The organism is Actinoplanes sp. NPDC051861, from assembly GCF_040681145.1.
In the GTDB taxonomy this organism is placed as follows: domain Bacteria; phylum Actinomycetota; class Actinomycetes; order Mycobacteriales; family Micromonosporaceae; genus Actinoplanes.
In genome coordinates, this window is record NZ_JBFAYE010000003.1 from 517,262 (window position 1) to 530,899 (window position 13,638).

Genomic DNA, 13,638 nt, shown 5'->3' on the forward strand with positions numbered 1-13,638 from the left:
GGACCAACGGTAGCAATCCGGGCACCTCGGGGGATTGCGCTTTGGGGATAACGCCTATCGCCGAGCGGCTCCCGCGGGGCGGGCGGGTGGCGGCGGCACCCGCCGGGACGGGCTCCGTGCCGCGTGCACGAAGACGGCGGGCCCGCTGCCACGGCGCAGCACCTCACCGGCGACGGTGCCGAGGTGCACGCCGGAACGGGCGCCGCGCGGGCCGAGCACGGTCAGGCCGGCGCGCCGGGACAGCCTCGGCAGGGCCTCGGGTGCCGAGCCGAGGACTATGCGGCGCTTCACGCGTACCCCCAAAATCTCCGGCACCGCCGCGAGCGCCTCATCCAGCAGGCGTTCCGCCGCGTCGCCGCCCTCGGCGGTCACGTGCACGGCGTGCACCGCCCCGCCTCGCCGGACCGCCTCCTCGGCCGCGAAACGCAGCGCGAGCACCGAGTAGGCTGAACCGTCGAGCGCGGCCAGCACCGGGCCCGTCGGAGGCCGCGGACCGTGGGTGACCGCGACCGGGCACCAGGCCCGGGAGACCACCTCGACCAGCGGCGAACCGGGCATCACCTCGCCGATGGCGAGCAGGACGGCGCCCCTGCTCAGCCGCAACAGCACACGCCCCGGTGGGCCATCCACGAGTTGGCCGCGCGCTTCGACCCCGGGTGTGGAACGCTGGGCGGTGGTGACCGCCTCCTCGACGAAGCGTGAGGCGGCCCGTCGAGCCGCGGTGAAGTCAGCGCCATCGGGCCAGGTGAAAGCGTGCACTATATGCAGCACTCGGCGGCGGGAGGCCGCCTCCCGCGCGGCGAGCCGCACGGCCGTCAGGGCGGCCGGGGTCCCGTCGACGCCCACCACCACCGGTCCCTGAGCGGGGATCTGCATGGGTCCTCCCGTAACCAAGCGGCAATATACCGACCATTGTCTATGGCGCAACGGTCCATACGTACTGGTGACCAATGCCTCAACAGGTGGCCACCTGATGACCCATTCAGGTTGAGGGTTTACGGTGAACGGCAAAATCTTTGAGACATCTGCCGGTGAAGTGAGGGAAATACATGACGGATGTCAAGCTCGACCACCCTGGCGGCCAATTGTCGATGGGGGTCCGCAAGGCCGTCGACGGGCCGGGCGGCATCGACGTCAGTGCTCTGCTGAAGGAGACCGGCTTCGTCACCCTCGACCAGGGGTTCGTGAACACGGCGTCGACCACGTCGTCGATCACGTATATCGACGGTGACCAGGGGATCCTGCGTTACCGGGGATACCCGATCGAGCAACTGGCCGAGAAGTCGACGTTCCTGGAGGTCTCGTACCTCCTGATGAACGGCGAACTGCCGACGGCCGCCCAGCTGCGTGACTTCGCGGACAAGATCCGTGTGCACACGCTGCTGCAGGAGGAGATGCGCACGTTCTTCTCCGGATTCCCGCGTGACGCGCACCCGATGGCCGTGCTCTCCTCGGCGGTCACCGCGCTGTCGACGTTCTACCAGGACGCGCTCGACCCGCTCGACGAGGAGCAGGTTGATATCTCCGCAATCCGCTTGATGGCGAAACTTCCGACGATTGCGGCGTACGCCTACAAGAAGTCGATCGGCCACCCCCTGCCGTACCCGGACAACAGCCTCGATTACGTCGAGAACTTCCTGCGCCTGACGTTCGGCCTGCCCACCGTGCAGTACAACGTCGATCCCAAGGTCGCGAAGATCCTCGACATGCTGTTCATCCTGCACGCCGACCACGAGCAGAACTGCTCCACGTCGAGCGTGCGGCTGGTCGGCTCGTCGCAGGCCAACCTGTTCGCGTCGGTGTCGGCCGGCATCAACGCCCTCTCCGGCCCGCTGCACGGCGGCGCCAACGCGGCCGTGCTGGAGATGCTGGAGCAGATCCGCCTCGACGGCGGCGACGTCAACTCGTTCGTCACCCGGGTGAAGAACAAGGAAAAGGGCGTCAAGCTCATGGGCTTCGGCCACCGGGTCTACAAGAACTACGACCCGCGCGCCGCCATCGTGAAGAAGGCCGCCCAGGACGTCCTCTCCACGCTGGACAACCCGGACCCGCTGCTGGAGATCGCTTTCAAGCTCGAGGAGATCGCCCTCTCCGACGACTACTTCATCTCCCGCAAGCTGTACCCGAACGTCGACTTCTACACCGGCCTGATCTACAAGGCCATGGGTTTCCCGACGAAGATGTTCACCGTTCTGTTCGCGATCGGGCGCCTTCCCGGCTGGATCGCGCAGTACCGCGAGATGATGACCGACCCGGCCAACAAGATCGGCCGCCCGCGGCAGATCTACACCGGTTCCCCGGTCCGCGACTTCGTGCCGATGGACCAGCGCTGAAAAAAGCCCCGCCGCATTCGGCGGGGCTTTTTTGCGTTTGCTATATGCCTCGTGAGGCATATACTGCCCGGGTGGACGTCCTGGAGGTGCTCGCCGAGCCGACCCGGCGCCGGATCACCGACGTGCTGCGCACCGGTGAGGCCAGCGTCGGCGACCTGGTCGACGCGCTCGGCATGAGTCAGCCCGCCGTCTCCAAGCACCTGCGGGTGCTGCGCGAGGCCGGCGTGGTGAGCGCGCGGGTGCGCGCCCAGCAGCGGATCTACCGCCTGGAGGCGGCCCCGTTCCGCGAGCTGGACCGGTGGCTGGCGCCCTATCGGCGGCTCTGGGAGCACCACCTCGACGCGCTCGAACGCCATCTGGAGGAGGAATCGTGACCGAGGCAACCCTGGAGCGAGACGGCGACCGCTGGACCCTGATCTTCATCCGGGAGCTGCGCAAGCCGCCGGAGCAGGTGTGGTCCGCACTGACCGACCCCGAGCGGCTGGACCGGTGGGCACCGTTCACCGCAGCACGTGACCTGGCCACACCTGGGCCGACCACGCTGACCATGGTGGACGGCGACGAGCGCACCCCGATCGCGGCCACCGTCCACCGAGCCGAGCGACCGCGCCTGCTGGAGTACACGTGGGGCGACGACCTGCTGCGCTGGGAGCTGGAGCCGTCCGGCGATGGCACCCGGCTGACGCTGCGGCACACCTCCCGCGAGGCCGGCATCGAGGCGATGGTCGCGGCCGGCTGGCACCTGTGCGCGGATGTTCTGGAGCGCCTGCTGGACGGCGAGGCCGTCGAGGCGATTCGCGGCGACGCCGCGCGGGAACACGGCTGGGAACAGTTGCGCGACGAGTACGAGAAGATGTTCCTGAGACAGGGGGATGCATGGACGTCGTGATCGGGATCGACACCGGGACCACCGCGACCAAGGGTGTCGCCGCCGGCCTCTCCGGCGAGTTGCGGGCCCTGACCAGCGTGCACTACCCGCTGTCGGTGCCCGGTCCGGGCCGTGCCGAGCTCGATCCCCGGCAGCTCACCGCCGCCGCGGTCAAGGCGCTCACCGACGTGGCGTCCGAGTGCGCCCGGCGCGGTGACCGGGTGGTCGCGGTCAGCCTCAGCGCGTTCCTGCACGCGCTGGTCCCGATGGACGACGACGGCCGCCCGCTGGGACCGGTGATCACCTGGGCGGACGGCCGTTCCGGTGAGCAGGCGGACCGGATCGTGGCGGCGGGGGCGGCCAGGGAGCTGCAGGCGCGCACCGGCACCCCGGTGCACCCGATGTCGCCGCTGACCAAGCTGGCCTGGTGGGGCGAGACCGATCCGGGCACGCTGCGCGGCACGCCCCGGTGGGGCGGGGTCAAGGAGCTGATCGTCGCGGCGCTGAGCGGCTCACCCTTTCTCGTCGACCTGTCGGTCGCCTCGGGCACGGGGCTCTACGACATCCACTCACGGCAGTGGGACGACGAGGCCGTCAAGATCGCGGGGGTACGCCGTGAGCAGCTCGCCGAGGTCCTTCCGACAACCGCCCGCCTGCCCCTGCGGCCGGACGTCGCGTCGGCCGCGGGCCTGGCGGCGGACACACCCCTGATCATCGGAGCCGCCGACGGCCCGCTCGCCAACCTGGGTGTCGGTGCCACCCCGCCCGGTGTCGCCGCGGTCTCGCTCGGCACCAGCGGCGCGCTGCGCACGGTCGTCGACCGGCCCACCAATGACACGGCCGGCCGGCTGTTCTGCTACGCGCTCACCGAGGACCGCTGGGTGATCGGCGGTGCCGTGAACAACGCCGGGTCGGTGGTCCGCTGGGCCGCGCAGAGCTTCGCGGCCGGTTTCGAGCGGCCCGGCGCCGAGGGCGAGGACGCCGACGAGCGGGACGCGGCGCTGCTCGAGGAGGCGGCCCGGGTGGAGCCGGGCAGCGAGGGCCTGCTCTGCCTGCCCTACCTGCTGGGCGAGCGGGCGCCGTGGTGGCGCTCCGGCATGCGCGGGGCGTACCTGGGGCTGCGCCGCGAACACGGCCGCCCGCACCTGGTCCGCGCCGCCGTCGAGGGCGTCTGCCAGCAACTGGCCCTGGTCCGCGACTCGTTCGAGGCGGAGGGCTGCTCGATCACCGAGATCCGGGCCACCGGCGGCGCGGCGGCCTCGGAGCTGTGGGTGTCGGTGCTGGCCGGCGCCCTGGACCTGCCGGTCTCGGTCGCCGACGTACCGGAGGGCACCGGCCTCGGCGCCTGCCTGCTCGCCTGGCACGCGCTCGGCGAGCTGCCCGACCTGGACCGGGCCGCCACCCTGGTGCCGACCGGCCGGCACACCCGCCCGGACCCGTCGGCGGCGGCCCTGTACGGCCGGCTGCGGCCGCTGGTGGAGCGCTCCGCCCTGGCCGTCCTCGACGTGGTCACCGAATTGGACAAGCTCGCACCGGAGCCGCTGCCCGGCACCGAGAAAGCCGTCGGCTCGTAACGTGCAACCTTTCCCGCCCGGCGCCGCGTCGTACGCGTGACGTTGACCGGCCGGTGGAGAGGGATCCATGGACGACCACGAGTTCCGGGAGTTCGTGGCGGCGCGCCTGGAACGGTGGCGGCGTTCCGCGTACCTGATGTGCGACGACTGGCACACCGCCGACGACCTGGTGTCGATCGCGGTCACCAAGCTCTACCGCCACTGGCGTGAGGTGCGCCGGGCCGACAACCCGGAGGCCTACGCCCAGAAGGTCCTGACCCGTACCTGGCTCAGCGAGCGCCGCCGTCCGTGGCGCCGCGAGCGTGCCGCGGCGACGCTGCCGGACCGCCCGGTGCCCGCGACCGACCGGATCACCGACCGCAGCTCGCTCGCCGAGCTGCTGCGCATGCTCGGGCCGCGCCAGCGCGCGGTGTTGATCCTGCGCTTCTACTTCGACTACTCGGCCGAGCAGACCGCGGACATCCTGCAGATCTCCGTCGGCACCGTGAAGAGCCAGACCGCGCGTGCCCTGCGGGTGCTGCGCCATCCCACCGAGGCCTGAAAGGACGACGATGACCTCGCAACTGTTCGACGAGCTCGTCGAGGACGCCCCACCCAGCACCGTCGACCTGGACGGGATCATCCGGCGCGAGCGGCGCCGCCGTACCTCGCTGCGGATCTCCGCCGCTCTGGCGGTCCTCACCGCGGGTTCCCTCGGCATCGGCATCGCCGTTGTACCGGGCATCGCCGTTGTACCGGGCATCGCCGTTGTACCGGGTGCAAGCGCTCCGCCCGCGGTCCCACCGGTTCCCGAGGGGTTCCGCCTCGTCGCCGACAGCCGGGAGTCCATCGACGCCACCGCCCGCCGGCTGCGCACGGCCGTCGACGCGGCGGTGCGTGAGGCGGCGCCGGGCACACGCTGGCTGCGGCAGGACCTGTTCGGCAACCCGGCGCCGGACGGGCAGCCACCGCTGTTCCAGGGCGCGCAGGACGCGCAGCAGGTGTTCTGGGGCGGTCAGGGCGCCGAACTCGGCGGGCGCCGAGGATGGATCACCCTGCAGATCGGCAGCTACGCGCCGTGCACCCGGGCCACGCCCAAGTGCGCCGAGGAGCGCAAGCAGCCGGAGCGCCTCGCCGAGGCCCGGGAACGGCTGTACCGGTGCGAGGAGAGCGAGTTCATCCCCCGATGCTCGGTGACGGCCGGGGCCGGCGGGCGGCGGATCAAGGCTTCCACGACGTACTCGCCGCGCAGCCAGGACCGGCTCGAGGTCGTCGTGGCCGAGCTCGCCGACGGGCGGGACCTGACGGTGGCGGCCGGCAACCAGTTCGGGGACGCCCATGTGCAGAAGGCGGCCGTGCTCAGCCTGGAGCAGGTGACGGCGGTCACCACCCTGATCGCCGCGCAGATCATCCCGTAACCATCAGGGCCTTGCGACGGAGATCAATGAGTGTCAGAGTGATCCACGGCGCGCCGATCCATTCTGGACGGCACGGGAGCGGGGGCTCGAAATGCGCATTAGAGCGACGTCTTCTCGCGTGCCTGTGGGAAGAGGTTCGAATGAATTCTGTCAAACGGACGGCCGGTGTTCTGTCGGCGTCCCTGTTCGCGATTACCGCGGGCGCATTCGCCACGGCCGCGCCGGCCGCGGCGGCCAGCCGGAACATCGACAACAGCTCGTGGTCTGTTCCGGCGAGCTGTAACAACTCGACCAACCTGCTCTGCCTCTACTACCGGGGCTCGCTGGGCGGTGCGATGTTCAGCATGCGCGGTTACGTGTCGAACCTGAACAACGCCCGGTTCTCCGGCTCCGGCGACGGCAGCGGCCTGCAGGTCCGCAACCGGGCCGCGTCGATGGCCAACGCCAGCTTCGCCCTGACCGGTTACAGCTGGGTCTACATCAACCGCGGTGGCAACTACGACTACCTGCCGCCGGGTGGCGCCGGACAGCTCTACTACACCTGGAACAACGGGGCGTCCGCCGAGATCATCTGACGGTCGTGAACGGCCGGCGCTGTGCCCATTGGAGCTGGGCACAGCGCCGGTGCCGGCCAATCTAGCAATACCCTCGAGGAGAAGTCCGAGCATGGCACAGGCGTTGACCCGCCGGCCGATCGCCGCGACGTTCCTGCTGGTCACCGCGCTTCTGGCCGGTGCGGCAGGCTGTTCCGGCGACGACGGGCCCGGCGGCGGACCGGCGAGCGATCCGAAGGCCGCGGCGTCGCCCGCGCGAGCCGCCGACGGCGAGGTGATCCTGCCGATCGACGAGTACTCCCTGACCCTGCCGCAGAGTTCGCTGGTGGAGCGGGCCCGGCAGATGCTGGTCCGCGAGTGCATCCAGCGCTTCGGTTTCGACCTGCCGTTCGATCTGGACCGCGACAAGAAGCGCGAGGCCTCCCTGGTCGAGGACCTCGGCGTGCACGGCAACAAGCGCCGCTACGGCGTCAGCGACATGGCGGCCGCCACGAAGTACGGCTACCACTCGCCGTCCGACGTCAACGGCACCCGGCCGGCCATCGACGTCGAGAAGGAGAAGCAGGCGAGCTCCTCGAAGGCGCTGCAACTGGTCGTCCGGGGAAATCTGCAGGCGGGCCAGAAGGCGCCGGTCGACACGGCCGGGAAAGAGTTGCCGAAAGGTGGCTGCAACGGCGAGGTGAACGGTCGTCTGAGCGCCGACGGCAATATCGGGGAGAATGCTGCCGTCGCGCAGATCGCGCGTGACTCGTACGACCGTTCCGTGAATGATCCGGCGGTTGTGGAAACGTTTACGAAATGGTCCGCCTGTATGAAGGCCAAGGGCTACGACTACCCGATGCCGATGGAGGCCGGGGGTGAATTCGACACGGCTTCCCGTACGGTCGGCGAGGCGGAGAAGACCGCCGCCAAGGCCGACGTCGGCTGCAAGCGCGAGCACCGGGTCCTCGAGGTCTGGCAGGCGTACGAGGTGAGGTTCCAGAGCGACGAGATCGACCGTCAGGTGCAGCAGTTGCAGGCGGCCAAGGCCGAGCGCGACGACAAGCTCAGGCGGGCCGCCGCCGTGGTCGGTCAGGGCTCGTGACGTCGCCGCTGGCCCGCCGCCAGCGGGTACTGACCGCGGTGGCGGTGGTGGCGGCGCTCGCCTCGACCGCCGGACTGATCCTGGCGACCCGGATCAAGAGCCCGGCGCAGGTGGCGGCCGACACGCGCGAGCCGGAGGCCAGCCTGCTCACGGCGGAGGTGGTCGAGCAGACGCTGTCGACGACGGTGGCCATGCGGGGAAAGCCGGCGCGGGGGCGGCAGTTCCCGTTCACGCCGGTGTCGGTGGCGCGTACGGCCAACGGCCCGGGTGGGACGGTGCTCGTGGTGACGGCGGTGAAGACCAGGGCGGGCGCTTCGGTGAAAGCCGGGAAGGTGCTCGTGGAGGTGTCGGAGCGGCCGGTCTACGCGCTGCGGGGGGCGTTTCCGGCGTATCGGGACATGCTCCCGGGGCAGACGGGTAAGGACATCGGGCAGCTCCAGGAGGCGCTGCGGGACCTCGGCTACCGGATCGGGGACCGGAAGGGCTACTTCGGGGACGGGACGAAACGTGCGGTGCGGCGGTTCTATCAGGATCGTGGTTACGCCGTACCCCTGACTGATGCTCTTGAGGCCGGCGCGCCGCAACCGGATCCCTCAGCGTCACCCACCACCTCGCCGGCCTCGGCGACGGACCCGATGGTGCCGATGTCCGAGGTGGCGTTCCTGCCCGCCCTGCCCGCCCGGGTCTCCGCCCTGCCCGCCCGCGTCGGTGACCAGGTCGCGGTGCCGCTCATCTCGTTCACCTCCGGCGGCCTCTCGCTCGTCGGGCAGCTCGGGCCGGAGTCGGAGCAGCTCGTCGAGGAGGGTATGCCGGTCGAGGTGACGTCGGAGGTCACCGGGTACGAGGCCACCGGCACGATCGAGAGCATCGGCAAGCGCGTCACCCAGGACGACAAAAGCTACATTCCGGTACGCGTGACGCGCGGCGGCGGCTGGCCCGCCTCCCTGGAGGGCGAGGACCTGCGCATCACGATCACGACTGCCAGCAGTGACGGCGAAGTCCTGGCGGTGCCCGAGGCGGCGGTCTCCTCGTCGGCCGACGGGCGCACCACGGTGACCGTGGTCGCGGCGGACGGCTCGCAGACACAGGTCGAGGTCGTGCCGGGCGTGTCAGCGGCCGGCATGGTCGCGGTCGAGGCAGTCGAGGGCACCCTGCGAGCCGGCGACCGGGTGGTCACCGGAGCGGACGGATGACCCCGGTCCTGGACCTCGACCGGGTCACCCGGATCCACCCCGGACCGCCCGCCGTCACCGCGCTGGCCGACGCCACGCTGCGGGTCGGGCGCGGCGAGTACGTGGCTGTCGTCGGCCCCTCCGGCTCCGGCAAGTCCACGCTGCTCAACCTGCTCGGCCTGCTCGACCGGCCGACCAGCGGCGTGTACCGCCTCGACGGCATCGACGTGGCCGGGCTCGGCGAACGCGACCGCACCGCGCTGCGCGGCGGGCGGATCGGCTTCGTCTTCCAGTCGTTCCACCTGCTGCCGCACCGCACCGCGACGGAGAACGTGATGCTCGCGCAGGTCTACAACGGCGCACCACGGGGCGGGCGCCGGGCGGCTGCCCTGGCGGCGCTCGAACGCGTCGGCGTCGGCCACCGGGCCCATGCCCTGCCCACCACCATGTCGGGCGGCGAGCGGCAGCGGGTCGCGATCGCCCGCGCCCTGGTCAACGAGCCGGCCATCCTGCTCTGCGACGAGCCAACGGGCAACCTGGACTCGGCTACCTCGCAACGACTTCTGTCACTCTTCGACGAGTTGCACGCGGCCGGCCTGACCATCGTGGTCATCACTCACGACGGGGCGGTGGCGTCGCGGGCGCAGCGGCTGGTGCGGATCGTGGACGGGCGGATCACGCCGTGACCCGGGTGGTTCCGGAGCGGTCTGTGCTGCGGTTGCGCGACCTTGTGGCCGAGTCGGTCGCGGGGGTTCTGCAGAGGCCGGCGCGGTCGGTGCTCACGACTGTGGGCACGGTTCTGGGGGTGGGTGCGTTCGTTGCGGTGCTGGGGCTGACGTCCACGGCGACGGGGCAGATCAGCAAGCGGTTCGACGCGCTGACCTCTACGACCGTGACCGTTACCGATGCCGGCGAGTCGGCTGTCAGCTTTCCCGCAGACGCTGATCGGCGGATCACCTCGCTCAACGGTGCGGAGGCTGCCGGCGTCTACTGGCAGGTGCCGCTGCGGAATCCCGTCATCGCCGGTTCGCCGTCGGTCACCGCACACTCCCGGGCCAACGCCGGTGACCTGCCGGTCTTCGCCGCCTCCCCAGGGGTGTTCGAGGCGGCCGCGGTGACGGTGAGCGCCGGGCGGCTCTACGACACGTTCCATGACGGGCGCGGTGAGCCGGTCGCGGTGCTCGGCGCGGGGGCCGCCCGGCGGCTCAACATCCACCAGCTCAGCGGGCGCCCGGCGGTGTTCATCGACGGCACCGCGTTCACCGTGGTCGGCATCATCTCCGACACCCGCCGCCTGCCCGAACTCCTCCTCGGCGTCCTGCTGCCCCGCACCACGGCGGAGAACCTCTACCCGCCACCGGACCCGGTCTCCAACCCGGCCCGCATGGTGATCGAGACCCGCCTGGGCGCGGCGAACCTGATCGCGCGGCAGGCCCCGGTAGCCCTCCGCCCCGACCAGTCCGCCCTGCTCAAGGCCGCCGCCCCACCCGACCCTCGCGGCCTGCGCGACAGCGTCGACACCGAACTCTCCGGCCTCTTCCTGGCCCTGGCCGGCATCTGCCTGGTGATCGGCGCGGTCTCCATCACGAACACGACCCTCGTCGCCGTGATGGAACGCGTGGGCGAGATCGGCCTGCGCCGCGCCCTCGGCGCCCGCCCCCGCCACGTAGCGATCCAATTCCTCTGCGAGTCGACGGCCCTGGGCGCCCTGGGTGGCCTGATCGGGACGGCTCTCGGGGTGGGGGTGGTGCTCGCGGTCGCGCTCCAGCAGGAGTGGACCGTGGTCCTGGACCCGGCGACCGTGCTGCCGGCTCCACTTGCCGGCGCCGTCACGGGCATGCTGGCCGGCGCATACCCGGCATTTCGGGCCGCGGCCATCGAGCCGGTGGAGGCCCTGCGGCGCTGAGGTCCCCGGCTCTGCGGTTTCCTGGGCGGCGCATGATGAGAGCCACTCGGGGTGGGGGTGCGTTGACGGTAGGGCGTGCCGTGAGAAAGAGTGACCGGCGAGCGGTTGCGGAGGAACCCGGTGCGAGTCCGGGACGGTCCCGCCACTGTGACCGGGGAGCGACCCGCTGACCAGCGCCACGGCCCGTGTGGGCCGGAAGGCGAGCGGGGAACGTCGATCCGGGAGTCAGGAGACTCCGGCCGCTCGCGACGACCGACGCGCGGGCGTGGACACCCGCCGGAAGGGATTCCCCGTGACGAGTCCGTACCCGTTCTCGGCCGTGGTCGGCCTGGACGACCTGCGCCTGGCGCTCCTGCTCACCGCTGTCTCGCCGGCTGTCGGCGGGGTTCTCGTCAGGGGTGAGAAGGGCACCGCCAAGAGCACCGTCGTCCGCGCGCTGGCCGGGCTGCTGCCGGAGGTCGAGGTGGTGCGCGGCTGCCGGTTCGCCTGTGACCCGGCGGCGCCCGACCCGGACTGCCCGGACGGCCCGCACCCGTCAGCGCCGGCGTCCGTCCCGGAGGGTCCCCACGTGGCGGCAACGGAGTTGAACGGGGTGCGTTCGGCACGGCTCTCGCGTGCGGCCACTCTTGTGGAACTGCCGGTCGGTGCTACCGAGGACCGAGTGGTGGGCACGCTTGATCTGCAGCGGGCGCTCAGTGACGGGGTGAAGGCCTACGAGCCGGGGCTGCTCGCGGCGGCGCATCGCGGGGTGCTCTATGTGGACGAGGTGAATCTGCTTCCCGATCACCTGGTCGATCTGCTGCTGGACGCGGCGGCCATGGGGCGGGCGCACGTCGAGCGGGACGGGGTGTCGGTCAAGCACGCGGCCCGTTTCATGCTGGTCGGGACGATGAACCCGGAGGAGGGTGAGCCGCGGCCGCAGCTGGTGGACCGGTTCGGGCTGGTGGTGAACGTGGCGGCGCCCCGGGACGCCAGGCAGCGGGCCGAGGTGGTCCGGCGGCGGCTGGCGTACGAGGCTGACCCGGGCGGATTCGCGGCGCGGTTCGGTGCGGCGGAGCGGGAGTACGCGCAACGGATCGCGGTGGCTCGGGCACGGCTGGGCGCGGTGACGCTTCCGGACGCGGAGCTGGACCGGATCGCGCGGGTCTGCCTCGCCTACGGGGTGGACGGGATGCGAGCGGACATCGTCGTGGCTCGCTGCGCGGTGGCCCTGGCGGCCTGGCACGGCCGTGCGTCGGTTACGGCAGAAGATGTACGCGACGCCGCGCGCCTGGCACTGCCCCACCGGCGCCGGACCGATCCACTCGATCCTCCCGGTACCGACGAGGAGAAACTCGAGGAGGCCCTGGCGTCGGCGGAGCGTCAGGCGGAGGAGGAACGCCGGGCCGAACCGGACGATCATCGGGCTGACGGGGACAGTCGTGACGGCGTGGATCGCGGCGCCGGGGAGGACGATCCGGACCCGGACGGAGACGGCCCGCACGGTGGTGGTGGTCCGCAAGGGCCCCGCAACGGCGGCCCTCAGGGCGGTGGCGGTGCCGGTCCTCAGCAGAACGGATCGGAAGCCCCTGAGCAGGCGCCGCAGCCGGCCGGTGCGGTGGCGAGTGCCGGTGTGGCATACCGGACCCGGACGCTTCGGATCTCGGCTCGGGGCGAGGGCGGACACGCGGGCCGGCGGTCGCCGGCTTTCGCGCGGCGGGGCCGGGTCGTGGGCAGCCGGACTCCGAACGGCAAGCTGTCCGGCGCGCCGCACCTGCCGGCCACCCTGCGGGCGGCGATCGACCGGGCGGCGATCGGCGGGACCGGGTCGGTGCGGGTGGTGCCGGGTGATCTGCGGGAGTCGGTACATGTCGGGCGCGAGGCGAATCTCGTGCTGTTCGTGGTGGACGCGTCCGGGTCGATGGCGGCGCGGAAGCGGATGAGCCTCGTGAAGACGGCGGTGCTGTCGTTGCTGCGGGACGCGTATCAGCGGCGGGACCGGATCGGGATGATCACGTTTCGGGGGAGTGCGGCTGAGGTGGTGCTGCCGCCCACGTCCAGTCACGAGGTGGGTGTGATGCGGCTGGCGGCGCTGCGGACCGGTGGGCGCACGCCGCTCGCCGCGGGGCTGCGGGCGGCGATCCGGACCATCGGTACCGAGCGGCGGCGCGATCCGCGACGCCGGCCGTTGCTGGTGCTGGTCACGGACGGGCGCTCGACCAGTGGGCCGGACCCGGAGCTGCTCGCGCCGGCGCTGTCGGGGGTGGCCACCGTGGTGGTCGACTGCGAGTCCGGTCCGATTCGGCTCGGGCGGGCGCGTCGTCTTGCCGTGGCGCTCGGTGCTGAGGTGATGCCGCTCGAGCGGTTGGAGGCGACGACCGCCGGAGGCGCCGCGGTGGGACGCGCCGGGGCCGGCCACACCTACCGAAACGCCGCTTGATCCCTCCCCGACCCGCCGAGCCACAACTCCACACGTGTACAGGCACCAGCGATTGCGTGTGGCGGCAGTCGTTGCGCAGGGCGGCAGCGGTTGCGCGGTGCGACAGCGGTTGCGTGTTGAGTTGGGGTGCGGAGGGGGGGCGCAACTCCACACGTGTACGGGCGGCAGTGGTTGCGTGGGGCGGCGGTGGTTGCGTGGGGTGGCAGCGGTTGCGTGTTGAGTTGGGGTGCGGAGCGGGGCGCAACTCCACACGTGTACGGGTGGCGGTGGTTGCGTGGGGCGGCGGTGGTTGCGTGGGGTGGCAGCGGTTGCGTGTTGAGTTGGGGTGCGG

Annotated in this window: 13 protein-coding genes and 1 riboswitch; of the genes, 12 read left to right on the forward strand and 1 reads right to left on the reverse strand. The window is 71.5% G+C overall.

All coding sequences use genetic code 11. From position 1 onward, the window contains the following. Positions 1–54: 54 nt before the first annotated feature. Entirely contained in the window at positions 55–876 is an 822-nt protein-coding gene (locus AB0M02_RS13160; protein WP_364225504.1) for a universal stress protein, read from the reverse strand. A gap of 173 nt (positions 877–1,049) precedes the next feature. Here AB0M02_RS13160 and AB0M02_RS13165 point away from each other — a divergent pair, with 173 nt between their 5' ends. From AB0M02_RS13165 to AB0M02_RS13220, 12 genes are all read left to right on the forward strand, one after another. Then, positions 1,050–2,333 (forward strand): citrate synthase, encoded by a 1,284-nt coding sequence (locus AB0M02_RS13165; RefSeq protein WP_364225507.1) that lies wholly within the window; start codon positions 1,050–1,052, stop codon positions 2,331–2,333. A 71-nt stretch (positions 2,334–2,404) separates the two neighbouring features. Further along, positions 2,405–2,707 carry a metalloregulator ArsR/SmtB family transcription factor gene (locus tag AB0M02_RS13170; RefSeq protein ID WP_364225509.1) on the forward strand — a complete coding sequence of 101 codons (303 nt, stop codon included), beginning with the start codon at positions 2,405–2,407 and terminating at the stop codon, positions 2,705–2,707. Then, positions 2,704–3,222, forward strand: coding sequence for an SRPBCC family protein (locus tag AB0M02_RS13175; protein WP_364225512.1), 519 nt, complete (start codon positions 2,704–2,706; stop codon positions 3,220–3,222). Before AB0M02_RS13170 ends, AB0M02_RS13175 begins: the two co-directional genes overlap by 4 nt. After that, the gene (locus AB0M02_RS13180) at positions 3,210–4,775 is read left to right on the forward strand and encodes a gluconokinase (protein WP_364225515.1); all 1,566 of its coding nucleotides are present in this window, start codon (positions 3,210–3,212) and stop codon (positions 4,773–4,775) included. The genes AB0M02_RS13175 and AB0M02_RS13180 overlap by 13 nt, the downstream gene beginning before the upstream one ends. A 67-nt stretch (positions 4,776–4,842) precedes the next feature. Beyond that, positions 4,843–5,316, forward strand: a complete 474-nt coding sequence (locus AB0M02_RS13185; protein ID WP_364225517.1) for a SigE family RNA polymerase sigma factor — start codon at positions 4,843–4,845, stop codon at positions 5,314–5,316. A 10-nt stretch (positions 5,317–5,326) separates the two neighbouring features. Next, positions 5,327–6,172, forward strand: coding sequence for a hypothetical protein (locus AB0M02_RS13190; RefSeq protein ID WP_364225519.1), 846 nt, complete (start codon positions 5,327–5,329; stop codon positions 6,170–6,172). A 140-nt stretch (positions 6,173–6,312) separates the two neighbouring features. Continuing rightward, positions 6,313–6,747: a hypothetical protein gene (locus AB0M02_RS13195; protein ID WP_364225521.1), complete on the forward strand. Its 435-nt coding sequence runs from the start codon at positions 6,313–6,315 to the stop codon at positions 6,745–6,747. A 91-nt stretch (positions 6,748–6,838) separates the two neighbouring features. Beyond that, on the forward strand, positions 6,839–7,810 hold the full coding sequence (locus tag AB0M02_RS13200) for a hypothetical protein (protein WP_364225524.1): 972 nt from the start codon (positions 6,839–6,841) through the stop codon (positions 7,808–7,810). Further along, entirely contained in the window at positions 7,807–9,003 is a 1,197-nt protein-coding gene (locus tag AB0M02_RS13205; protein WP_364225527.1) for a peptidoglycan-binding protein, read from the forward strand. Before AB0M02_RS13200 ends, AB0M02_RS13205 begins: the two co-directional genes overlap by 4 nt. Continuing rightward, on the forward strand, positions 9,000–9,668 hold the full coding sequence (locus AB0M02_RS13210; protein WP_364225529.1) for an ABC transporter ATP-binding protein: 669 nt from the start codon (positions 9,000–9,002) through the stop codon (positions 9,666–9,668). The genes AB0M02_RS13205 and AB0M02_RS13210 overlap by 4 nt, the downstream gene beginning before the upstream one ends. Continuing rightward, positions 9,665–10,888 (forward strand): ABC transporter permease, encoded by a 1,224-nt coding sequence (locus AB0M02_RS13215; RefSeq protein WP_364225531.1) that lies wholly within the window; start codon positions 9,665–9,667, stop codon positions 10,886–10,888. Before AB0M02_RS13210 ends, AB0M02_RS13215 begins: the two co-directional genes overlap by 4 nt. Before the next feature lie 110 nt (positions 10,889–10,998). Further along, a riboswitch (cobalamin riboswitch) is annotated at positions 10,999–11,124 on the forward strand. 56 nt (positions 11,125–11,180) lie between these two features. Continuing rightward, positions 11,181–13,307 (forward strand): VWA domain-containing protein, encoded by a 2,127-nt coding sequence (locus AB0M02_RS13220; protein WP_364225534.1) that lies wholly within the window; start codon positions 11,181–11,183, stop codon positions 13,305–13,307. Positions 13,308–13,638 lie beyond the last annotated feature (331 nt).

Coding starts and splice junctions, on each gene's coding strand:
- AB0M02_RS13160 (WP_364225504.1), bottom strand. CDS start 876: ATGCAGATCCCCGCTCAGGGACCGGTGGTGGTGGGCGTCGACGGGACC.
- AB0M02_RS13165 (WP_364225507.1), top strand. CDS start 1,050: ATGACGGATGTCAAGCTCGACCACCCTGGCGGCCAATTGTCGATGGGG.
- AB0M02_RS13180 (WP_364225515.1), top strand. CDS start 3,210: ATGGACGTCGTGATCGGGATCGACACCGGGACCACCGCGACCAAGGGT.
- AB0M02_RS13185 (WP_364225517.1), top strand. CDS start 4,843: ATGGACGACCACGAGTTCCGGGAGTTCGTGGCGGCGCGCCTGGAACGG.
- AB0M02_RS13190 (WP_364225519.1), top strand. CDS start 5,327: ATGACCTCGCAACTGTTCGACGAGCTCGTCGAGGACGCCCCACCCAGC.
- AB0M02_RS13195 (WP_364225521.1), top strand. CDS start 6,313: ATGAATTCTGTCAAACGGACGGCCGGTGTTCTGTCGGCGTCCCTGTTC.
- AB0M02_RS13200 (WP_364225524.1), top strand. CDS start 6,839: ATGGCACAGGCGTTGACCCGCCGGCCGATCGCCGCGACGTTCCTGCTG.
- AB0M02_RS13210 (WP_364225529.1), top strand. CDS start 9,000: ATGACCCCGGTCCTGGACCTCGACCGGGTCACCCGGATCCACCCCGGA.